Here is an 18,564-nt window from a genome sequence, read left to right as displayed (position 1 = left end):
CCATTACATCGAAGTTTGCCGATCTCGCCGGTGGCCCCGGCGGGGTTCGGTGCGCCCAAAAGCGCCCTGAGGAGGACAGGTTCCCCATGAAGAACCGGATCAGAGCAACCGCCGCATTCGCCGCCGCCGTGCTGGCGCTGTCGGCCTGCGGCGGCGGTGGTGCGGAGAGCGGCACCCCGGGTTCCAGTGCCACGCTGCACATCGTCGGGTTCGCGGTGCCCGAGCAGGCCAACAAGGCGATCGCGGCCGAGTGGAACAAGACCGACGCGGGCAAGGGCGTCAAGTTCCAGACCTCCTACGGCGCCTCCGGCGACCAGAGCCGCGCCGTGGTGGCCGGCCTCAAGGCCGACTACGTGCACTACTCGGTCTCCAGCGACGTGACCCGCCTGGTCGACGCCGGCCTGGTGGCCAAGGAGTGGAACGCCGGCCCGAACAAGGGCATCGTGTCGTCCTCGATCGTGGTGCTCGCGGTGCGCGAGGGCAACCCGAAGAACATCCAGGGCTGGGACGACCTGGTCAAGCCCGGCATCCAGATCGTCACCCCGAACCCGGCCTCCTCGGGCGCGGCCCGGTGGAACGCGCTGGCGGCGTGGGGCCACATCGCGGCCAACGGCGGCACCGACGCCCAGGCCACGGACTTCGTGACCAAGCTGTTCGGCAACGTCGTCGCCCTGCCCGGCAGCGGCCGTGACGCCACCACCGCCTTCCTCGGCGGCACCGGCGACGTGCTGCTCGCCTACGAGAACGAGGCGATCCTGGCCACCCAGGCGGGCGAGAAGTTCGACTGGGTCGTGCCGAACACCACGATCCTGATCGAGAACCCGGGCGCGATCCTCACCAACGCCGACCCGAAGGCCAAGGAGTGGCTGGACTTCGTGCTCAGCAAGGACGGCCAGCGCCAGTTCGCGCTCAAGGGCTTCCGGCCGATCATCGAGGGCGTCGACACCAAGGGCGTCGAGGGCGCCAAGGACCCGGACAACCCGTTCCCGGCGCCGCAGAAGCTGCTGACCGTCTCGAAGGACTTCGAGAGCTGGTCGGCGCTGTCGAAGAAGTTCTTCGACGAGAAGGAGGGCATCATCGTCAAGATCATCGCGGCCTCGGGCAAGGCTAAGTGACGACGACGCTCACCTCGGATCGGCCGGCGGTCACCCGCCGGCCGATCCGGCATGGACGCCCCCTGACCCGGGTCTCCGGCCTGGGTTTCGGCGTGGCGATGCTGTGGTTCAGCCTGCTCGTGCTGATCCCGCTGGCCGCCGTGGTCGTCACGGCGACGACGGGCGGCTGGGCCGGTTTCTGGGAGGCGGTGACCACCGAGCAGACGCTGGCCGCGATCGAGCTCACCGTGGGCACCGCCTTCGCGGTGACGCTGGTGAACATCGTCATCGGCACCATGATCGCGTGGGTGCTGGTCCGGGACCGGTTCTTCGGCAAGCGCATCCTCGAGATCATCATCGACATCCCGTTCGCCCTGCCGACCATCGTCGCGGGCCTGGTGCTGCTCTCGCTGTACGGGCCGAAGAGCCCGCTCGGCATCGACATCGCCAACACCCGCCAGGCCGTCTTCCTGGCCTTCCTCTTCGTCACGCTCCCGTTCGTGGTCCGCACCGTGCAGCCGGTGCTGGCCGAGCTGGACCGCGACGTCGAGGAGGCGGCCATGTCGCTGGGCGCGAGCCGCCTCACCGTCTTCCGGCGGATCATCCTGCCCAGCCTGACGCCGGCCATCGCGGCCGGTGCAGCGCTGTCGTTCGCCCGCGGGGTCAGCGAGTACGGCTCGCTGGTGCTGCTGTCGGGCAACCTGCCGAACCAGACCGAGGTCACCTCGGTGCGCATCCTCAGCAGCATCGAGAACGACAACCTCGACAGCGCGGCGGCGGTCGCCACGATCCTGCTGGTGATCTCGTTCGTGGTGCTGATCCTGGTCGACTTCCTGCAGCGGAGGCTGGTGCGGCGTGGCTGAGCGAGCACTGTCGCGGAACAAGCGCGGCCCGGGTGCGCACCTGGTCCGCCTGCTGGTCATCGTCTACCTGTTCTTCCTGGTCGCGTGGCCGGTGTACCTGGTCGCCAAGAACACCTTCGCCGACGGCATGGAGAACCTGAACGGCATCCTGGAGGACCCGGACGTCATCCACGCGCTCAGCCTCACCGTGCAGGTGGCGCTGATCGCCGTGGTGATCAACACGGTGTTCGGCGTCGGCATCTCCATGCTGCTGGTCCGCTACGACCTGCCGGCCAAGCGGTGGCTGTCCGCGCTGCTGGACCTGCCGCTGTCGGTGTCGCCGATCGTGGTCGGCCTGTCGCTGGTGCTCGTCTACGGCGGGCGCACCGGCTGGTTCGGCCCCACCCTGGAGGACGCCGGCATCCAGGTCGTCTTCTCCACGCCGGGCATCGTGCTGGCCACCGTGTTCGTGGCGCTGCCACTGGTGATCCGCGAGGTCGTGCCGGTGCTGGAGGAGGTCGGCGAGGAGCAGGAGCAGGCGGCGCGCAGCCTCGGCGCCAACGCCCTGCAGACGTTCCTGCGCATCACCCTGCCCTCGATCAAGTGGGGCGTCATCTACGGCGTCGTGCTCAGCCTGGCCCGGTCGCTGGGCGAGTTCGGCGCGGTCAAGGTCGTCTCCGGCAACGTGCTCGGCGACACCCGCACCGCGACGCTCGTCGTCGAGGAGAAGTACCTCAACTTCGACAAGGGCGGGGCGTACGCCACCGCCTTCCTCCTCGCCCTGGTCGCCGTGGCCTGCATCATCGTCGTCTCCGCCCTCCGCCCTAAGGAAGACCGTTGAGCATCGAGATCACAGGAGTTTCCAAGCGGTTCGGGGACTTCGTCGCCCTCGACGACGTCTCCGTCAGCATCCCGTCCGGCGGGCTCACCGCCCTGCTCGGACCGTCCGGCGGCGGCAAGTCCACGCTGCTGCGCATCATCGCCGGGCTGGAGACGGCCGACTCCGGGCGCGTCCGGATCGAGGGCGTCGACGCGACCGACCTGTCCCCGCAGAAGCGCAACGTCGGGTTCGTGTTCCAGCACTACGCGGCCTTCAAGCACCTCTCGGTGGCGCGCAACGTGGCGTTCGGCCTGGAGATCCGCAAGAAGCCCAAGGCGGAGATCCGGGAGCGGGTCGACGAGCTGCTCAAGCTGGTCCACCTGTCCCAGTTCGCCGACCGGCTGCCCGCGCAGCTGTCCGGCGGCCAGCGCCAGCGCATGGCCCTGGCCCGCGCGCTGGCCGTGCAGCCGAGCGTGCTGCTGCTGGACGAGCCGTTCGGCGCGCTCGACGCGAAGGTCCGCAAGGAGCTGCGCGACTGGCTGCGCCGCCTGCACGACGAGGTCCACGTCACCACGGTCTTCGTCACGCACGACCAGGAGGAGGCGCTGGAGGTCGCCGACGAGATCGTCGTGATCAACGAGGGCCGCGTGGAGCAGATCGGCTCGCCCGACGAGCTCTACGACCGCCCGGCCAACGACTTCGTGATGCGGTTCCTCGGCCCGGTCACCGAGCTGGGCGACCGGCTCGTACGCCCGCACGACCTGCAGCTGCTGCCCGCCGGCAGCGACCCGGACGCGGCGTCCGGGCTGGTCGAGCGGATCACGCGGATCGGCTTCGAGATCCGGGTGGAGGTGGCGGTGGGGGAGCAGACCGTCACGGTCACCCTCAACCGCAACGAGTTCCTCGCGCTCGGGCTGCACACCGGGTCCGAGGTGCAGGTGCGGGTCGCGCCCGAGGTCGCGGGGGCCGAGAGCCGGTCGCAGGTCGTCGGCGCCGTCTGAGGCACGTCGCGCGGCCGGGCGGGCCCGCAGGGGAGACGGTGGACGTCGGAATCGCCCACCGTCCGCCCCGCGGGTGGTCCGGCCGCGCCGCTCATCTCCCGGCGGTGCTTTCGGGCAGCTCGTCGAGCAGGTCGCGCAGGGTGATGCCGTCGAGCAGTTCGGCGGTGAGCGAGTGCACCGACCGCCACAGCCGGGGCAGGGCCCGCGCGGCGCCGACGTAGCTGACCGACTGCGCCGGGCGGCCCCGGATGCTGCTCAGCTCGCCGCTGACGGCGCGCATGACGTCCCCGACGGTGATCCGGTCGGCGCCGCGGGCCAGGCTGTATCCGCCGACGTTGCCGGGGCGGCTGCTCAGCAGCTCGGCGCGGCGCAGGTCGTAGAGCAGCGGGGGCAGGTAGGTCGCGGGGATGCCCTGCAGGGCGGCCAGCTCGTTGGTGTTAACCAGCCGGCCGCCGGCCGCGGCGATGGCCAGCATCGCCTGCATCGCGTAGTCGTGTCTCGCCGATATGTGCACGGTCGGCGCACTCCTGTTCGGACGGACGGCCCTCACCCCTATGGCTATAAATCCTATGGGATAAGTGGTATTTCGGCAATGGGGCTTGTATTCGTATCCGGTTCGCGCACGCAGTGGCGGCGGCAGGGCTGCCGTGGCTACGGTGGCGGCGGAGGACGAATGGGGCTCATGGACGGCACGCCGCCGCAGCGGATCCAGCGACGGCGGGTGAAGGGCTGGCAGCTGCCCGAGGGTGCGATCATCGTGACCCGGCCGACGCGGTGGGGCAATCCCTTCGAGGTCGGGGCGATGGTGCAGCAGTTTCCCGGCGGGTACGCCAAGCCCTACGAAGGCAGCCGGCCGCCCGGGGTGTATCCCGGTGACGCGGACCGGCCCGGCGGTTACGAGATCCGGCCCGTCGCCGACCGGGCCGACGCGGTCGGACTGTTCCGGGCGCACCTGCTGCGCTACCCGGCGCTGCTGATCCCGCCCATCCGGCAGCACCTGCACGGCCGCGACCTGGCGTGCTGGTGCCCGCTGACGGACGCGTACGGCAACCCGGTGCCCTGCCACGCCGACGTGCTGCTGCGCGTCGCGGCCGGCGAGGAGCCGTGACCCTGGCGTCCCCGTCGGCACTGTCGTGCGTGGAACCCGGCCGTCAGTTCCCCGGCGACCCGGGCTCACCCGTCCGCACCTGGTAGACGTCCGGGATGCCGTCGTGGTCGGTGTCGACCCGCTCGGCCTCGGCCAGCTTCCGGTACGCCCGGTCGCGCAGGCGCAGCACCACGGCCGCGAGCAGGGCGGCCGCCATCGACCCGGCCAGCACGGCGATCGTGGCGTCGCCCGCGGCCGCCGAGCCGGGGCCGAACGCGAGTTCGGTCACCAGCAGGGACACGGTGAACCCCACGCCGGTGAGCATCGCCAGGCCGACGATGTCGATCCAGGCCAGGCCGTCGTCGAGCCGCGCCGCGGTGAACCGGGCCACCAGCGCGGTCGCGATCAGCACGCCGGCCACCTTGCCGAGGGTCAGACCGGCGACGATGCCCACCGAGACGCCCGAGGACAGGGACGCGGCCAGTTCGGCGGCGCCGCCCAGCGCCACCCCGGCGCTCATCAGCGCGAACACGGGCACCGCGAACCCTGCCGAGAGCGGCCGCAACCGGTGCTCGAACCGCGCCGCCATGCCTCGGTGGGCACCGCCTTCCGGGTCGCGCGGCAGCACCGGGACGGTGAACGCGAGCAGCACCCCCGCGACCGTCGCGTGGACCCCCGAGGCGTGCACGAGCGCCCACGTGGCGAAGGCCAGTGGCACCAGCAGCCACGGCGACCGGATCCGCCGCTGTACGAGGACCCCGAACGCGGCCAGCGGCAGCAGCGCGGCGGCCAGCGGCAGCGGGTGGAGGGTCTCGGTGTACACGAAGGCGATGATGACGATGGCGATGAGGTCGTCGACGACCGCGAGCGTGAGCAGGAACGTACGCAGGCCGGTGGGCAGGTTGCGGCCGACGACCGCCAGCACGGCCAGTGCGAAGGCGATGTCGGTGGCGGTCGGGATCGCCCACCCGGCGCGGGCGGCCGGGTCGCCGTGGTTGACCAGGATGTAGATCAGCGCGGGCAGCAGCACCCCGCCCACCGCCGCCGCCACCGGGACGGCGGCACGGGCCGGTTCGCGCAGGTCACCTGCGACGAACTCGCGTTTCAGCTCAAGCCCGGCCACGAAGAAGAAGATCGCGAGCAGCCCGTCGGCCGCCCACATCCCGAGCGGCAGATGCAGGTGCAACGCGGCGGGGCCGAGCTCGTACTCGCGCAGCGCCTCGTAGGCGGGTGCCCAGGGCGAGTTGGCCCAGATCATGGCGAGGACGGCGGCGGCCAGCAGCAGCGCGCCGCCGACGGTCTCCAGGCGCAGGATGTCGGCCAGGCGGCGGGCCTCGGGCCAGGAGCCCCGTCCGAAGATGACCTTGCGGCTGGCGGGTGTGTTCATGGCCGGGCTCCTCCGGTCAGGCTGACGAAATCGCCGACCAGACTTCCCGGCACACCTGCCCCCACCCTACCCGGATGATCTAGTGCGTCAGGCGTCCGCCTGCCGCTTCGCGGTGATCGCGACGGTCTCGTAAGCCATCGTGAAACCGCCGCCGATCGTGTCGATCGCGGCCCCGACGTCCGCCTGCAGCCGCGCCACCTGCTCGGGCGCGAGCCTGGTCAGGAGACCCTGGGTGGGCAGCAGCGCGAGCCACTCGTCGCGGGTGTAGGGCAGCTCCCAGCCGTAGCTCCACCGCTCCGGCGCGCTGAACCCGCCCGCGGCCTGGAGCCCGGCGGCAGCGGTGTCGAGCATCATCCGGTACGCGTCGGCGGGCCGCCTCAGCAGCGACACGTCGACCGGTGCCGTGGGCGCCACCTGCCGGAACGCCGTGGCGAACGCCTCCCCCACGACCGGTGGTGGCTGAAACACGTGCCAGAACGCGGCGAACAGGCCGCCGGGCCGCAGCACCCGTGCCGCCTTGGCCGCTCCGGCCTCGGCGTCGACCCAGTGCCAGGCCTGCCCGGCGACCACGGCGTCGAACACGCGACCGGCCGGTTCCCACTGCTCGAACGTCGCCACCTCGACCGGGATGCCCCCGGCGCGGGCCGTCTCGGCCATCCGCGGATCGGGGTCCACGCCGAGCACCGTGCATCCCGCGTCGCGCAGCTGCCGCGAGGCGATGCCGGTGCCGCAGCCCACGTCGACGACCGCCGGGCCGGGGCTGGCCGCGACGATGTGCGCCACCAGCTCGGCGGGGTACGGCGGGCGGGTCCGGTCGTAGCGGGCCGCGTCGGTGCCGAACGACTGTGCCACCTGGCGCAGGGCGTCGGGCGTCGGCTCGGGCGGTAGAGTGGGCATGTGCCCACTATGAGTGGGCGAGCGCCCACTCGTCAACCCGAAGGAGAGCCGATGGCGCCGACCGGAGTGGCCCTGCGCGACATCCGCGAGCAGCTGTTCGACGCCGCCGAGCGCATCCTGCTGCGGGACGGGCCAAGTGCGCTGACCAGCCGCGCCCTGACCGCCGAGGCCGGGGTCGCCAAGGGCGTGCTGCACCGGCACTTCGCCGACTTCGACGACTTCCTCGCGGCCTTCGTGCTCGACCGCATCGCCCGGCTGGATCCGCAGGCCGCCGCCCTGCTCGAAGCAGCCGGCACGAACACCGTCGCCGACAACCTCACCTCAGCCCTCACGGGCCTGTACCGCTCGGCAGCGGTGGCGATCGTCGCCCTGGTCGGCTACCGCGACGAGCTGCGGGCCCGGCTGCGCGATGGCTGGCCGGCGGGCGTCCCAGTGCTCACCGACGCCGCGATCATGATCGGCCGTTACCTGGCCGCCGAACGCGAACGCGGCCGCCTCGCCTCCGCTGCCGACACCGACACCCTCGCCGCGATGCTGATCGGCACCGTGCACCTGCTCCACGCCGACCGCACCGCCACCCCGCCGACGGCCGAGGCCGTGCACCGGGCGGTGACCGCGGTGCTCAGCGGCGCCGTCCAGCCCGGACCCCGCCGCCTTCCCTGAGGCGGCCGGACGGGACCAAAGGCCCGCCCGCGCGGGCCCGGCGGCACTGACCGGGCCGACTCCGGGGCGACAGGGTGGGGGTACGGACACACCCTCGCGGAACAGGAGCCCTTCCATGAGCACCCACCGGCCCGTCATCGTCGGCGTCGACGGCTCCCCGACCAGCCACGCCGCCGCGTACCACGCGGCCGCCCTCGCCGCCCGCCGCCAGGCGCCCCTGCACCTGCTGTACTGCTATGTCAGTCCGATGTGGGGCTATGGCACCGTCGCGCTCGCCGAGGCCTGGTTCGACGAGTCCGCGACCCGTGCCGCGATCGACGGGGACCTCGCCGAACTGGTCGAGCAGCTGCGCAAGCAGCAGCCCACGCTGGGCGAGGTGTACGCCGAGCAGCTCACCCAGACCCCGGCCGCCGCGCTCATCGAGCGGTCCCGCGCCGCGGCGGTCACCGTCGTCGGCTGCCGCGGCCTCGGCGGCTTCGCCGAACTGCTGCTCGGCTCGGTGTCGGCCCAGGTCGCCGCGCACGCCCACGGGCCGGTCATCGTCGTACGCCCGGCCGGAACCGGCTCCGACGACGAGACCGTGCCGACGGAGCCCGAGACGGCCGGACCCGTCGTCGTCGGCATCGACGGATCTCCCGCCGCGCAGGCCGCACTGGTCTTCGCCGCGCAGGAGGCGGCCGACCGCGACGTGCCCCTGATCATCGTGCACGTCTACTGGCCGCAGCCCTGGTTCCACCTCGGCCCGGGTGGCGAGGCGCAGCAGGCCGAGGCCGAGCGTACGGCCGAGGAAGGCGCGCAGCGGCTGCTGGCCGCCGCGACCAGCCGCCTGCTCAGCGAGCACCCCGGCCTGGGCATCGAGACCCGCGCGGTGCGCAGCCTCAACCCCGAGCACAGCATGGTCGAGGCCTCCCGGGGCGCCGCGCTGACGGTGGTCGGTTCCCGGGGCCGGGGCGGCTTCGCCGGGCTGCTGCTCGGCTCGGTCAGCCTCACCCTCGCCCACCACGCGCACAGCCCGGTCGCCGTCATGCACCCGACCGAGCACTGACCGACCGCCACAGCCCCGGCCGGCCCAGGCGACTGCCGAGGCCGGCCGGCGGTAATCTCGCCCCACCGTGAACCTCCCCGGCCTCCCGCCCGACTGTGCATGGTGACGGGAGGACGAGATGACCGACGAGCTGCTGGTGGTACGAGCCCAGCTGGGGGAGCGCGGCGCGCTGGCCGAGCTGGTGAACCGCTGGCGGCTGCCCGTGTGGACGTACGTGCGCCGCATGCTCGACGCCGAGCGCGCCGACGACGTCGCCCAGGAGGTCTGGCTCGCGGTGGTCCGGGGGCTGCCCCGGCTGCGCGAACCGGCCCGCTTCGCGCCCTGGCTGTTCACCATCGCCCGCCGCTCGGTCACCGACCGGCTGCGCAGCCAGTACACCGACCGGCCCGAAGCGCTCGCCGAAGCCGACGCGCCGGTGGAGGACCCGGTCGAGGCGCTCGCCGACCGCGCCCGGCTGCTGGACGCGCTCGCCGCGCTGCCCGTGGCCGAGCGGGAGATCCTCGTCCTGTTCTACCTGGAAGACCTGCCCGTGGCCGACTGCGCCCAGATCTGCGGCGTGCCCGTCGGCACGGTCAAGTCCCGGCTGAACCGGGCCCGCCGCCTGCTGCGCGTACATCTGGAGAGGACCGCCGGAGATGAGTGACCAGCCGCGCCTGTCGGCGCAGGAGATCGTCGAGCGGCTCGGCACGGCCGTGTCGCGGCGGGCCCGCATCCGGGCGGTCGCGGCGCTGGTCGCGGGGCTCTCGGGAGCCGCGTTCGTGTCGCTGCTGTGGCTCACCGAGCCGGATCCGCTGCCGGGCCGGACCCGGCTCGCGTTCGCGCTGCTCATCGCGATCTGCGTGGCCTGGGCCGGGTACGGCTGCTGGCTGCTGACCCGCAAGGTGGTGCTGTTCGCCGCCGACCGCGTCGTCGCGGCCTGGATCGCGCTGTCCGCCTCGACCGCGACCACCGCCCTGCTGGCGGTGATCGCCGCAGGGCGGGGCACCGACCTGTGGCCTGTCCTCGCTGTCGGAGCGGTCTTCGTCGCCGTGTCGGTGCTGCTGCTGGCACACGCCCACCGCGAGCGGGCACGGCTGCTGCGCCGCCGCAGCGAGCTGACCACCTGACCGTCTGATCCGGAGGGAAACCGAAATGGTGCACAACGCGAAGTTCATCCGGCGCCGCTTCGGCACCAAGACCCTGATCGTGGTCGTGGTGCTCGCCGCAGGCCTGCTGGTCACCGGACTGGTGCTGCTGCTGCGCTGACCGGCGGTAGCGCGGTCAGCGCACCGCCGAGGCGTACTGGCGTACGTACTCCCAGACCGGGCCGGACAGGCTCTCATCGGGTCGCTTCTGGCCGACCACCTCGAACCAGGCGAGATTCTCGATCCAGAAGCGGGCGATGAACCCATCGAAGTCGCCTGCCACGCGTACGAGATCTTCGAGTGCCTCGTCGCGGGGCACCTCGTACTCGTCGTAGGCGTGGCCGCCGCACAGGACCTCGTGGCCGCCGCCGGGCAGCAGGTGGAGATACCAGAACAGGCAGCCCTGCTGGTCGTTCAGGAAGCGCACGAGCTGCGCACCCTCGTGCACGGGGCTCGCGGCCACGGGCAGCTCCGGCTCCCAATAGCAGGACGTGCAGGTGGGGACGTTGTCGCGCAGGACCGGATCGGCCATGAACGCGACGAACTGCTCGGGCAGGGCTGCCTCGTGCTCGCCCACGGGAGCGCCGTCGGTCAGCGTGACCAAGCCGTATGGGCCGGCGGCGAGGTCGCCGAGCGGCACCAGCTCCCGCATCCAGGCGTGCAGACCACCCGGATGGGCGACCGGCAATGTCGGCAGCGCGGTGGGCGAGCTTCCGCTGTAGGTGGCGAACTCAGCTTCGTGCCTGCGAAACCTGCCCAGGTCGAACGCGATCCAGCCGTCTTCGATCGTCACGGCGGCACCATAACGGCGCCCCCCGACATCGGCTAGTGTCGCGCTGTGGTCGCGACACTGCTGTAGGCCACGGGTCCGGCGCGCGGACGCGACGGTTGTCGCCGGCCGATCCGGACTCTGAGTGCCGTGAAGGTCGCAAGGATATGACCAAGGTCGAGCTGGATCGGTCTGCTTCACTTAATCTCGAGCGCAGAAAGTCCGATTTGGTCGATCCAGGGTCGTTGCGATCTGTCGTGACTGGCTAAGGTCATCGATCGTCATTCCCCGACGAGAGGTGACAATGTGAATCATCGATTGGTAGGAATTGTGGGTGTCGTCGCGCTGTTGACGATCAGTCTGGCCGCCCCGGCGTCCGCGGCTGACGAGCAACTGGCGCCGCTGGCCGATCCGGCTCGGGTAGCGCCGTTCCCGGAGTCGTTCACCGCGGGCGACGAGGTGCTGGCGGGCGTCGACACTCACGACCATGGGGGCTACTCGGTCGATGCCGCTTCAGGCAGGCTCACCATTTACGTGGTAGGTGGCCGGCGGGCCGACAGCGCGAAACGAATTGTCCAGCAGGCGGCCCTGGCCTCAACTGCGAACGTAGCGCGATCCGCGCTGTTCGAGCAGGTCCGGTATAGCGCAGCGGAACTGGCTCGCATCGAGCGCGACGAGGTCTGGCAGTTCTCCGCCAGCGAGAATCTCGGTGTTGTCGCCACGCGGTTGGACTACCGCCTGAACAAGGTCGTGGTGTCTCTGGACGTGCTGACCGGGGATGCGCGTAGGGCGCTGCGCGTGCGTTTCGGAGACGCGGTCGCGGTCCGCCAGGAGCCGATCGGACGGATCTATGCGACCCGATACAATGATCCCGCGCCTCACTATGGCGGTGCCAGGATCCTCTTGCGCGCGCCGGGCGGCGGAGCCGCCAACGCCTGTACCTCCGGGTATCCCGCGACCTACCGCTTGACAGGGGTCATGGTGACGGCGGGCCACTGCGCAGCACTCGGGTTCGCCGAGCTTCGCACTGCCGTCACCAATGGAGCCCTTCAGGGTGAGGACAATTGTCAGACAGTCGGCGGCTGCGATCGACAGCCGTTCGGCACAGTATGGCGTACCGGGTTGACCACCTTCGCATCGGTGGCTGACGCGCAGTCCAACCCCGCAGGCCTCGACATGGCGCTGATCACCACGCAGGCAAGCCCGAAGCTGTATGTGGCGGGCGACACCACGTCCGTCGCGGACATCGTGTCCTTCCCCGGCGCGTCGAGGAACATCGCTGGAACCAACGTGTGCCACTCCGGCGCCACGACTGTGGGCAGTTGTGGGTACACCGTCGGTTCCGGCCAGGTCACCAGGGTCTTCTCCGTCTCCCAGGGCGGCGTCACTCGGTTCGGCCGTGCACTGGTATGGGAGGCGCTGCGGACCAGCGGCACGGGTACGGCATGTCCTGGCGACTCGGGTGCTCCGATCTACCAGCCGTTCGGGGCGGGGGTCAGTATCCTGGGGAGTCTCACGGGAAGCGCAGGCACAGCAGTGGGCAACTGCACCGCGGGCTTCATATTCACGTACTGGGGTTCCGCCCCGGCTGTATGGCCCGGATTCCTTCCGACCATCACGTCCTGATCACTGGGCGTCCTGTGCCGTCGATAATGCTGGCGGCACAGGACCATCCTGCTCCCGGCGCTGTGTTGTGGACACGGTCTTGAGCCGTGCCGCGTGGCACAGACACCTTGCGCTGCCGGCCCGCGCCGGCGGAGACACCGGGAATGTCCGACCTGGTCGAATCCACCGAGCTGCTCGCCGCCGATGCCGCACCGAGCCCGCGCTCACCCACACCAGCAGCCTGCTCGTCGCCCACCACGGGGTACAGGTTGCGGCCTACGACCTGCACGCGATGCACCTGCTGGCCGTGGCGCCGCACGAGGTCACCGGCGGACTCGACGCGTACGCCCGCGACCGGGCGCTGCCGTGCGCGGGCTGCGCCGACGTGATCTGGCCCGCCGATCCGGAAGGCGTCCCGTACGGGTTCGGCGGCGCCCGGCTGTCGCCGCGTGCTCTGCTGCGCTTCGGCGAGGCGTGGCGTACCGGCCACGCCGTGCCCCGCGGCTACCGGGAGCCGGCGTGGACCGCCCACACACCGGCCGGGGCGCCCCTGCAGCGCGGCTACGGCTGTCTGCGGTGGCTCGGCTACGAGGTCGGCGTGCCCGTCGACATCGCCGTGGGCTGGGCGGGGCAGTGCGTGTTCGTCGCGCCGGACGCCGCGCTGACCGTCGTCACCACCGGCGATCGCGGCAGCTGGCAGGAAGTCCTGTCCCGGCCCGCGCTGGACGAGCTGGCACCGCTGGTCACCGCCGCGTCCGGCGGGCTCACGGCGAACAGCACTCGGTGACCTCGGCGTGGAACCTGCTGGAACGGTCGATCCCGGACATCCATCCGCAGTGGAATGCTGGGGGAATGGCGTCGCCTGAGGAGCTCATGCATGCGGCCGGGTTACTGCTGCTGCGAGTGGTCCAGTCCGGTGACGCCGACGCGCTGCACCGGGCGATCGAGTTGCTGACCGTGGCGCGGCAGGGTGCGGCCGCCGACCCCTCCCTGCAAGCGAAGCTGCTGAGCAATCTGGGCTCGGCGGTGCTGCTGCGGTTCAGGCGCACCGGTGTGGCGGCCGACCTGGACGAGGCGGTCGGCCACCTGCGCGACGCGGCGCGGCTGGCACCGGCCGGCCTGCCTGAGCGGGCATTGCTGCTCGGCAACCTCGCCGCGGCGCTCAGCGAGCGGTTCGACCGGCGGGGCACCGCCGACGACCTGCACGACGCGGTCGCCGCCGGACGAGAAGCCGTCCGTATGGCGAGGGCTGCGGGCCAGGACCCGTCGACCCTGCTGTCGAACCTGGGGCTGGTGCTGCAGAGCCGGTACGAGCTGGCCGGCAGCACCGCCGACATCGACGAGGCGGTGACGGTCGGCCGGGAAGCGGTCGCGGTCGCCCCGGCGGACCACCCCGAACTGCCCCGGATGCTCAACACCCTGTGCAAGTCACTGCGGCTGCGGTTCTGGCTCACCGGAGACGGGGCGGACATGGATGCGGCCGTGGCGGCCGGGCGCCGCGCCGTCGAGCTGGCCCCGGGCGCCCATCCCGACCGGCCCAAGCTGCTCAACAACCTGGGCCTCGCATTGCGCGGCCGGTTCGAGCGGATCCCGGACCGGCCCGGCGATCTCGACGAGGCCATCCAGGCGTCCCGGCAGGCTCTCGGCATGTCCCGGCCTGGGCATCCCGACCATGCGAACGCGCTCAGCAGCCTCGGCACCGCCCTGCGCATCCGGTGCGAGGGGTCGGACGACCCGGCCGACCTCGACGAGGCGATCCTGCTGACCAGGCAGGCGGCCAGGGGAGTGACGGCCGGGCATCCGTACACCGCGGTCTACCTGTGGCAGCTCGGCAGCGCGCTGATCCTCCGCTTCGAGGTGACCGGCGACATGCGGGACCTGGACGAGGCGCTGGACGCGTGGACACGGGCCGCGCGGATGGCGCAGGCTCCGGCCTCGACCAGGCTGAGGACGGCCCGGCACGCCGCCACCGCCGCGGCCCGCGCCCACGGTCCGGCCGCGGCGGCGGGCCTCTACGAGGCCTCGATCGGGGTGCTCGACCTGCTGACCTGGCGGGGCATCAGCCGCGACGACCAGCTGCGGCTGGTACGGGACGAAGCCGGCTCCCTGGCTACCGAGGCCGCGTCGGCCGCCGTCGGCAACGGGGATCTGGCGCAGACCGTACGGTTCCTGGAACAGGGCCGGGCGGTGCTGTGGTCGCAGCTGCTCGACACCCGGACGGACCTGACCCGGCTGGCGTCGGCCGCCCCCGAGCTGGCCCGTCGGCTGCGTGAATGCCGGACCGGCCTGGACGGCGCCCCGGACGGCTGACGACATGGCGACACCGAGCGGCTACTTTGGACACGTTCGTTCGTGCTTCGCAGGCAGCCGCCTCGGCCTGATCCGCGGCGGTCGGCGGGGATGAGGTGGGTCATGCACGGCGAAGACCTCGACGCGACCGGCCCGGCCGGCCATGGGCCACCGGCCTCGGTGGATCTGGCGAGGTCCACTGCAGGCCGTGCGCAGGAGCTGGCCGCACAGGGACGCTGGGCCGAGGCGCTCGACGCCTACCGCGCGGCCGTCGATCTGTGGTGGGAGATCGGCGACGGCACCCGCTCCAGCTTCCTCCCGCAGCTCGTCGGCTCGCTCGACGATCACGCGCTGCACCTGGCGTCCGCCGGGCTGCCCGCCGAGGCATACGACATGTCCGAGCTGGCGCTGTCCCTGTGGCGGCAGCTCGCCCGCGACAACCCGGCGGCGTACCGGCCGCAGCTCGGCGCCGCAGTCCGCAGGCACGCACTGCTCGCGGGCGGGCGGCAGCCGGCCGCGGACGCCGTCAGCCTCGCCGAGCAGAGCGTCGAGCTGTGGCGCGAACTCGACGCGGCCGACGCCGGCGCGTGGCGGTCCGATCTTGCCGCAGCCCTGATCGTGTACGTCCTGGCGCTCGCACAGGCGAAACGCTGGGCCGACGCCGGCAGGTTCGCCACCGAGTCCGTGGAGCTGTGGGCGCAGCTCGCGAGCGAGGAGCCCGCGCACCTGCCCAACCTGGGCCGGGCCCTGGACCAGCAGGTCGTCGCGCTGCTGGAGCTCAGGGAACCGGCGCAGGCACTGGAAGTGTGCCGACGCGCGGTGGAGCTGCGGCGCACGCTGGCCGACGCCGACCCCGGCACGTTCCTGTCCGAGCTGATCAGGTCGCTGATGAACCAGGTGTTCGCGCTGTCGCAGACGCGGCAGTACGGCGAGGCGCTGCGCGTCGCCCGGCACGCCGCAGAGCTGTGCCGGGGCCTGGCCCCCGCCGAGCGTCACCGCAGCGTGCGGGACCTGGCCCAGATGGCGCTGCGCGAGGCGACCCGGTGGAAGGGCGCGCAGCAGCCGTCCGATGCGCTGCTGTTCTCCGGCTATGTCATCGACCTGCTGCGCGAGTTCGCCGCCGACGATCGAGGGGACTTCCTGCCCAACCTCGCCAGGACGCTGGACAACCATGTCGAGTGGCTGCTGCTGGTAGGCCGGGCACCGGAGGCGACTGACTTCTCCGCCTCGGCTGTCGAGACCTGGCAGGTACTTGCCGCCCGCGACCGGGGCCGCTACCTGCCGTACCTGCTGCAGGCGAAGGCCAGGCACGTGGTGGCGCTGGCGAAGGCGGGCCGGGAGGCCGAGGCGCTCGCCTTCCACGAGCAGACGCTCGGCGAACGGCCGGACCCGGCCGAAGACAGTTCCTGAGCCGGGGTCCGGCCCGCGACGCGCTCGTGCTGGCCGCTGCGTCAGCCGAGTTCGGCCCGGATCTGGTCCAGGCGTGCCGCGATGTCGGGGCGTACGCTGCGCAGCTTCGTCGTGTCGGAGCGGGTGTCCAGCAGCTGCGTCCACAGCACGCCCCGCCCGCCCTCCAGCAGGGGGACGGCGTCGTCGAGTAGATCGGCCGCGATGCTGCTGGACGCGGCGTCGCCGGCCAGCCCTGGGCGCCGCTCCAGCTGGAGTTCCCGTGTGCCCTGGCCCAGACCGCGCCACGTGAGCAGGGGAAGCAGCAGCACGGCGGCACGGTATCCGGCAGCGGCCTGGACCCAGTCCCCGATGTGGGCAGCCTGCTCGCCCCAGTAGATGGCGGCGTCTGTACGCAGCCACGGCGGACCGGTCACTGTCGCGGCCGCGCCGCTGTAGGCGTCGACCGCGCGTTCAGCCGACCGCCGGTCCGCGGTCAGCTTGTGGTGGGTGCTCAACGCGTTGCCCAGATTGTGCAGCCGCCCAGCTCGGTACAGGTCGTCGGGTGTCGTCAACCGCACGGCGTCGTCGTGGAGCGCGACAGCCAGGGCGAGCATGGCGGCTTCGCGGTTCGCCTCGCCCTGCAGGGTGAGTACGGTGCCGAGGTCGGACAGGTGCCCGGCACGGTCGGGATGCGGATCGGGGCACACCTTGAGCGCCTCCGCGTGCACGCGGACGGCCTGGTCGAGTGCGTCGACATCGCGCGTCATCACGTAACGTCTCTGCTGCATGTTGCCGATCGTCTGGAGCCGCGCGGCACGCTGCGGATGCCCGGGCGGTGTCGACGCGAGCACCTCCTGCGACAACGTGATCATCATATGTAGATCCGCCGGTGTGGGACGTGCGTCGAATCTACTTCCATATGCCTGGATCAGATTGTTCAGCGAGGCGGCGCGGCCGGGATCGTCGTCGGCGGTCAGGTCGACTGCCTGTTGCAGCAGGTCGATCATTTCGTCCAGGTCGGCGAGTTCATTCGTCGAGCGGTATCGGTTCGACAGAGCCACGGCGAGATTCGACAGATGGACGGCTCGTGCGGCCTGTCCTGCGGGATATGCCGTCACCACCGTGCGCAGCAGGTCTATGGAGCGGTCCAGGTCACGCCGGTCGCTGCGTGCCCGGTATCGCGGCTCCAGTGCGGACGCGAGGTGCGCCTGACTGGTGAGCAGGTCGGGGCCGGCCAGACCGACCGCTGCTTCGGCGTACGCGATGGCGTCGTCGAGGTCGGCAGAATCTCCGGTGATCGCGAAGCGGTCGAGCAGCGCCAGGCTCAGATTCTGGCACGCAGTCGAGGCGGTCCTTGCCTCGGCGGGAAGCTTGACGGCCTTCCTGCCCGCGAGGACGGCTTCATCGAGGTCTGGGCGATGACCACGATGGCGATGACGAGACCGGAGAACCAGCCCGAGGCTCGACCAGAAACCTGCGGCCCACTGGTGGTCCGTCGGGACGATGTGCACGGCTTCACGGGCGAGGTCTACTGCCCGGTCCAGGCCCGAACCGTCGCCGGTCCGCTCGAAGTGGCTCAGTAGCGCGGTGCTGAGGAAATCCAGGTATAGAGGCCGCATCGGGTCGCTCGGTCGGGCGAGACGCACGGCCTCGGTCCCGAGGCGCAGTGCGTCTTGGAGATCGGTGAGGCCGCCCAGCAGGTCGAACCTGATCCGGAGCAGGTTTCCGAGATTGGCCAGGCACATCGGCCACTCCGGATGCGCCTCACCAGCGACCTCGGCCGCCCGCTGCGCCCACTCGATCGCCTGGTCCAGGTCGGCGGGGTTCCCGCCCTGGTTGAACTTCAGGTGCAGCTCGCAGGCGAGGTCATACATCTGGAGGGCGGGATCTGGACTGCTCTGCACGAGTCCTCACTCTGCTGCGGATCGGACCATGTTCTCGCCGATTCTGACGGACGCCGACACGTCAGGCCCCGCACCTGCGCCGTGCGTGGCCGGACGTGTCAACGCGTGGTGACGCTTCCAAGCCGCGCAGGCGCAGCTGTTGGAGACCACGAACACTTGTCGAGCAGCACGGTGTCGACCCGGCGGGTGGACTCCAGCGCCTCCGGACCCTTGATCAGGATGCCGAGCTGGCCGCCGCGGCCGGTGCCGACCAGCAGCGCGGCCGGGGTGGCCAGGCCGAGGTACACGGGCAGGCGATGCCGTTGCGCAGCGCCGCGCCCCTGACCCGAGATCGCTCGACTTGCCTGGCACATGGGCCAATGCGCGGCCAAGATACGCCCGAGTGCCAGGCAAGTCGAACGATCAAGGGCGAGGGTGCGCCCGGGACCGGTTGCGAAAGGGCGGCCAGCCCTTCGACTCCCCGGCGTCCTTCACCGAGGACACCACCTGGGCGGTCGAACCGGGTTTGACCTGACGGGCGTGGTTGGCGGACATGGGACGGGCTTGATCATGGTCATCAGCCAGCCCGTCACCATCGCTCCTGTGCGGGAACATCGGCGGGTCACGGGCAGCTCCACCGGCTTCGTCAACGTGGCGTCGATGCAGGCA

Annotated in this window: 19 protein-coding genes; 13 read left to right on the top strand and 6 right to left on the bottom strand. The window is 71.5% G+C overall.

Annotation, left to right across the window (positions count from 1 at the left end):
* Nucleotides 1–86 precede the first annotated feature (86 nt).
* Genes CS0771_RS30060 through CS0771_RS30045 form a run of 4 tightly spaced genes read left to right on the top strand, consistent with a single transcriptional unit; the run spans nucleotide 87 to nucleotide 3,757 of the window.
* Nucleotides 87–1,115, top strand: a complete 1,029-nt coding sequence (locus CS0771_RS30060) for a sulfate ABC transporter substrate-binding protein (RefSeq protein ID WP_212844138.1) — start codon at nucleotides 87–89, stop codon at nucleotides 1,113–1,115.
* Nucleotides 1,112–1,957 (top strand): sulfate ABC transporter permease subunit CysT, encoded by an 846-nt coding sequence (gene cysT / locus CS0771_RS30055; RefSeq protein ID WP_212844137.1) that lies wholly within the window; start codon nucleotides 1,112–1,114, stop codon nucleotides 1,955–1,957. Before CS0771_RS30060 ends, cysT begins: the two co-directional genes overlap by 4 nt.
* A complete protein-coding gene (locus tag CS0771_RS30050) occupies nucleotides 1,950–2,777 on the top strand; it encodes a sulfate ABC transporter permease (RefSeq protein ID WP_212844136.1) in 828 nt (275 codons plus the stop codon). The genes cysT and CS0771_RS30050 overlap by 8 nt, the downstream gene beginning before the upstream one ends.
* Nucleotides 2,774–3,757 (top strand): sulfate/molybdate ABC transporter ATP-binding protein, encoded by a 984-nt coding sequence (locus tag CS0771_RS30045; RefSeq protein ID WP_212844135.1) that lies wholly within the window; start codon nucleotides 2,774–2,776, stop codon nucleotides 3,755–3,757. The genes CS0771_RS30050 and CS0771_RS30045 overlap by 4 nt, the downstream gene beginning before the upstream one ends.
* Nucleotides 3,758–3,848: 91 nt before the next feature.
* Here the strand turns inward: CS0771_RS30045 and CS0771_RS30040 are convergent, their stop codons facing one another.
* Nucleotides 3,849–4,271 carry an Rrf2 family transcriptional regulator gene (locus CS0771_RS30040; protein WP_212844134.1) on the bottom strand — a complete coding sequence of 141 codons (423 nt, stop codon included), beginning with the start codon at nucleotides 4,269–4,271 and terminating at the stop codon, nucleotides 3,849–3,851.
* 159 nt (nucleotides 4,272–4,430) lie between these two features.
* On the opposite strand from CS0771_RS30040, the gene CS0771_RS30035 reads away from it, so the two are divergent.
* The gene (locus CS0771_RS30035) at nucleotides 4,431–4,865 is read left to right on the top strand and encodes a DUF4326 domain-containing protein (RefSeq protein WP_244871117.1); all 435 of its coding nucleotides are present in this window, start codon (nucleotides 4,431–4,433) and stop codon (nucleotides 4,863–4,865) included.
* A gap of 43 nt (nucleotides 4,866–4,908) precedes the next feature.
* Here the strand turns inward: CS0771_RS30035 and nhaA are convergent, their stop codons facing one another.
* Both nhaA and CS0771_RS30025 read right to left on the bottom strand, forming a co-directional pair.
* Nucleotides 4,909–6,231: a Na+/H+ antiporter NhaA gene (nhaA, locus tag CS0771_RS30030; protein ID WP_212844133.1), complete on the bottom strand. Its 1,323-nt coding sequence runs from the start codon at nucleotides 6,229–6,231 to the stop codon at nucleotides 4,909–4,911.
* An 87-nt stretch (nucleotides 6,232–6,318) separates the two neighbouring features.
* Entirely contained in the window at nucleotides 6,319–7,128 is an 810-nt protein-coding gene (locus CS0771_RS30025) for a class I SAM-dependent methyltransferase (RefSeq protein ID WP_212844132.1), read from the bottom strand.
* Between the two features lie 51 nt (nucleotides 7,129–7,179).
* Here CS0771_RS30025 and CS0771_RS30020 point away from each other — a divergent pair, with 51 nt between their 5' ends.
* The 4 genes from CS0771_RS30020 to CS0771_RS30005 all read left to right on the top strand — a co-directional run bounded on the left by CS0771_RS30020 (nucleotide 7,180) and on the right by CS0771_RS30005 (nucleotide 9,942).
* Nucleotides 7,180–7,791 carry a TetR/AcrR family transcriptional regulator gene (locus CS0771_RS30020; RefSeq protein WP_212844131.1) on the top strand — a complete coding sequence of 204 codons (612 nt, stop codon included), beginning with the start codon at nucleotides 7,180–7,182 and terminating at the stop codon, nucleotides 7,789–7,791.
* 115 nt (nucleotides 7,792–7,906) lie between these two features.
* Nucleotides 7,907–8,836, top strand: a complete 930-nt coding sequence (locus CS0771_RS30015) for a universal stress protein (RefSeq protein WP_212844130.1) — start codon at nucleotides 7,907–7,909, stop codon at nucleotides 8,834–8,836.
* A gap of 118 nt (nucleotides 8,837–8,954) precedes the next feature.
* On the top strand, nucleotides 8,955–9,479 hold the full coding sequence (locus tag CS0771_RS30010; RefSeq protein WP_212844129.1) for an RNA polymerase sigma factor: 525 nt from the start codon (nucleotides 8,955–8,957) through the stop codon (nucleotides 9,477–9,479).
* Nucleotides 9,472–9,942 carry a hypothetical protein gene (locus CS0771_RS30005; RefSeq protein WP_212844128.1) on the top strand — a complete coding sequence of 157 codons (471 nt, stop codon included), beginning with the start codon at nucleotides 9,472–9,474 and terminating at the stop codon, nucleotides 9,940–9,942. Before CS0771_RS30010 ends, CS0771_RS30005 begins: the two co-directional genes overlap by 8 nt.
* Before the next feature lie 154 nt (nucleotides 9,943–10,096).
* On the opposite strand, the gene CS0771_RS30000 is transcribed toward CS0771_RS30005, so the two are convergent.
* Entirely contained in the window at nucleotides 10,097–10,753 is a 657-nt protein-coding gene (locus CS0771_RS30000; protein WP_212844127.1) for a hypothetical protein, read from the bottom strand.
* Nucleotides 10,754–11,035: 282 nt separating this feature from the next.
* Between CS0771_RS30000 and CS0771_RS29995 the strand changes: the two genes are divergently transcribed.
* From CS0771_RS29995 to CS0771_RS29980, 4 genes are all read left to right on the top strand, one after another.
* Nucleotides 11,036–12,355: a hypothetical protein gene (locus CS0771_RS29995; RefSeq protein WP_212844126.1), complete on the top strand. Its 1,320-nt coding sequence runs from the start codon at nucleotides 11,036–11,038 to the stop codon at nucleotides 12,353–12,355.
* Nucleotides 12,356–12,626: 271 nt separating this feature from the next.
* Nucleotides 12,627–13,121 (top strand): hypothetical protein, encoded by a 495-nt coding sequence (locus CS0771_RS29990; protein ID WP_212844125.1) that lies wholly within the window; start codon nucleotides 12,627–12,629, stop codon nucleotides 13,119–13,121.
* Between the two features lie 65 nt (nucleotides 13,122–13,186).
* Nucleotides 13,187–14,644: a tetratricopeptide repeat protein gene (locus tag CS0771_RS29985; protein WP_212844124.1), complete on the top strand. Its 1,458-nt coding sequence runs from the start codon at nucleotides 13,187–13,189 to the stop codon at nucleotides 14,642–14,644.
* Nucleotides 14,645–14,746: 102 nt separating this feature from the next.
* On the top strand, nucleotides 14,747–16,033 hold the full coding sequence (locus CS0771_RS29980; RefSeq protein ID WP_212844123.1) for a hypothetical protein: 1,287 nt from the start codon (nucleotides 14,747–14,749) through the stop codon (nucleotides 16,031–16,033).
* Between the two features lie 41 nt (nucleotides 16,034–16,074).
* On the opposite strand, the gene CS0771_RS29975 is transcribed toward CS0771_RS29980, so the two are convergent.
* Together CS0771_RS29975 and CS0771_RS29970 are read right to left on the bottom strand one after the other, a co-directional pair.
* Nucleotides 16,075–17,916: a hypothetical protein gene (locus CS0771_RS29975; protein WP_212844122.1), complete on the bottom strand. Its 1,842-nt coding sequence runs from the start codon at nucleotides 17,914–17,916 to the stop codon at nucleotides 16,075–16,077.
* Between the two features lie 98 nt (nucleotides 17,917–18,014).
* The gene (locus CS0771_RS29970) at nucleotides 18,015–18,203 is read right to left on the bottom strand and encodes a hypothetical protein (RefSeq protein WP_212846312.1); all 189 of its coding nucleotides are present in this window, start codon (nucleotides 18,201–18,203) and stop codon (nucleotides 18,015–18,017) included.
* Nucleotides 18,204–18,564 lie beyond the last annotated feature (361 nt).

Origin of the sequence: Catellatospora sp. IY07-71 (assembly GCF_018326265.1) — a bacterium.
Lineage (GTDB): Bacteria > Actinomycetota > Actinomycetes > Mycobacteriales > Micromonosporaceae > Catellatospora.
The sequence above is the reverse complement of the archived record's forward strand: the minus strand, read 5'-3'. Positions and strand labels throughout refer to the sequence as shown.

Bases quoted from the DNA above. Each gene is read 5' to 3' on its own strand.
- CS0771_RS30060 (WP_212844138.1), top strand. From the start codon at position 87: ATGAAGAACCGGATCAGAGCAACCGCCGCATTCGCCGCCGCCGTGCTG.
- CS0771_RS30035 (WP_244871117.1), top strand. From the start codon at position 4,431: ATGGGGCTCATGGACGGCACGCCGCCGCAGCGGATCCAGCGACGGCGG.
- nhaA (WP_212844133.1), bottom strand. From the start codon at position 6,231: ATGAACACACCCGCCAGCCGCAAGGTCATCTTCGGACGGGGCTCCTGG.
- CS0771_RS30025 (WP_212844132.1), bottom strand. From the start codon at position 7,128: ATGCCCACTCTACCGCCCGAGCCGACGCCCGACGCCCTGCGCCAGGTG.
- CS0771_RS30020 (WP_212844131.1), top strand. From the start codon at position 7,180: ATGGCGCCGACCGGAGTGGCCCTGCGCGACATCCGCGAGCAGCTGTTC.
- CS0771_RS30015 (WP_212844130.1), top strand. From the start codon at position 7,907: ATGAGCACCCACCGGCCCGTCATCGTCGGCGTCGACGGCTCCCCGACC.
- CS0771_RS30010 (WP_212844129.1), top strand. From the start codon at position 8,955: ATGACCGACGAGCTGCTGGTGGTACGAGCCCAGCTGGGGGAGCGCGGC.
- CS0771_RS30005 (WP_212844128.1), top strand. From the start codon at position 9,472: ATGAGTGACCAGCCGCGCCTGTCGGCGCAGGAGATCGTCGAGCGGCTC.
- CS0771_RS29990 (WP_212844125.1), top strand. From the start codon at position 12,627: ATGCACCTGCTGGCCGTGGCGCCGCACGAGGTCACCGGCGGACTCGAC.
- CS0771_RS29985 (WP_212844124.1), top strand. From the start codon at position 13,187: ATGGCGTCGCCTGAGGAGCTCATGCATGCGGCCGGGTTACTGCTGCTG.
- CS0771_RS29980 (WP_212844123.1), top strand. From the start codon at position 14,747: ATGCACGGCGAAGACCTCGACGCGACCGGCCCGGCCGGCCATGGGCCA.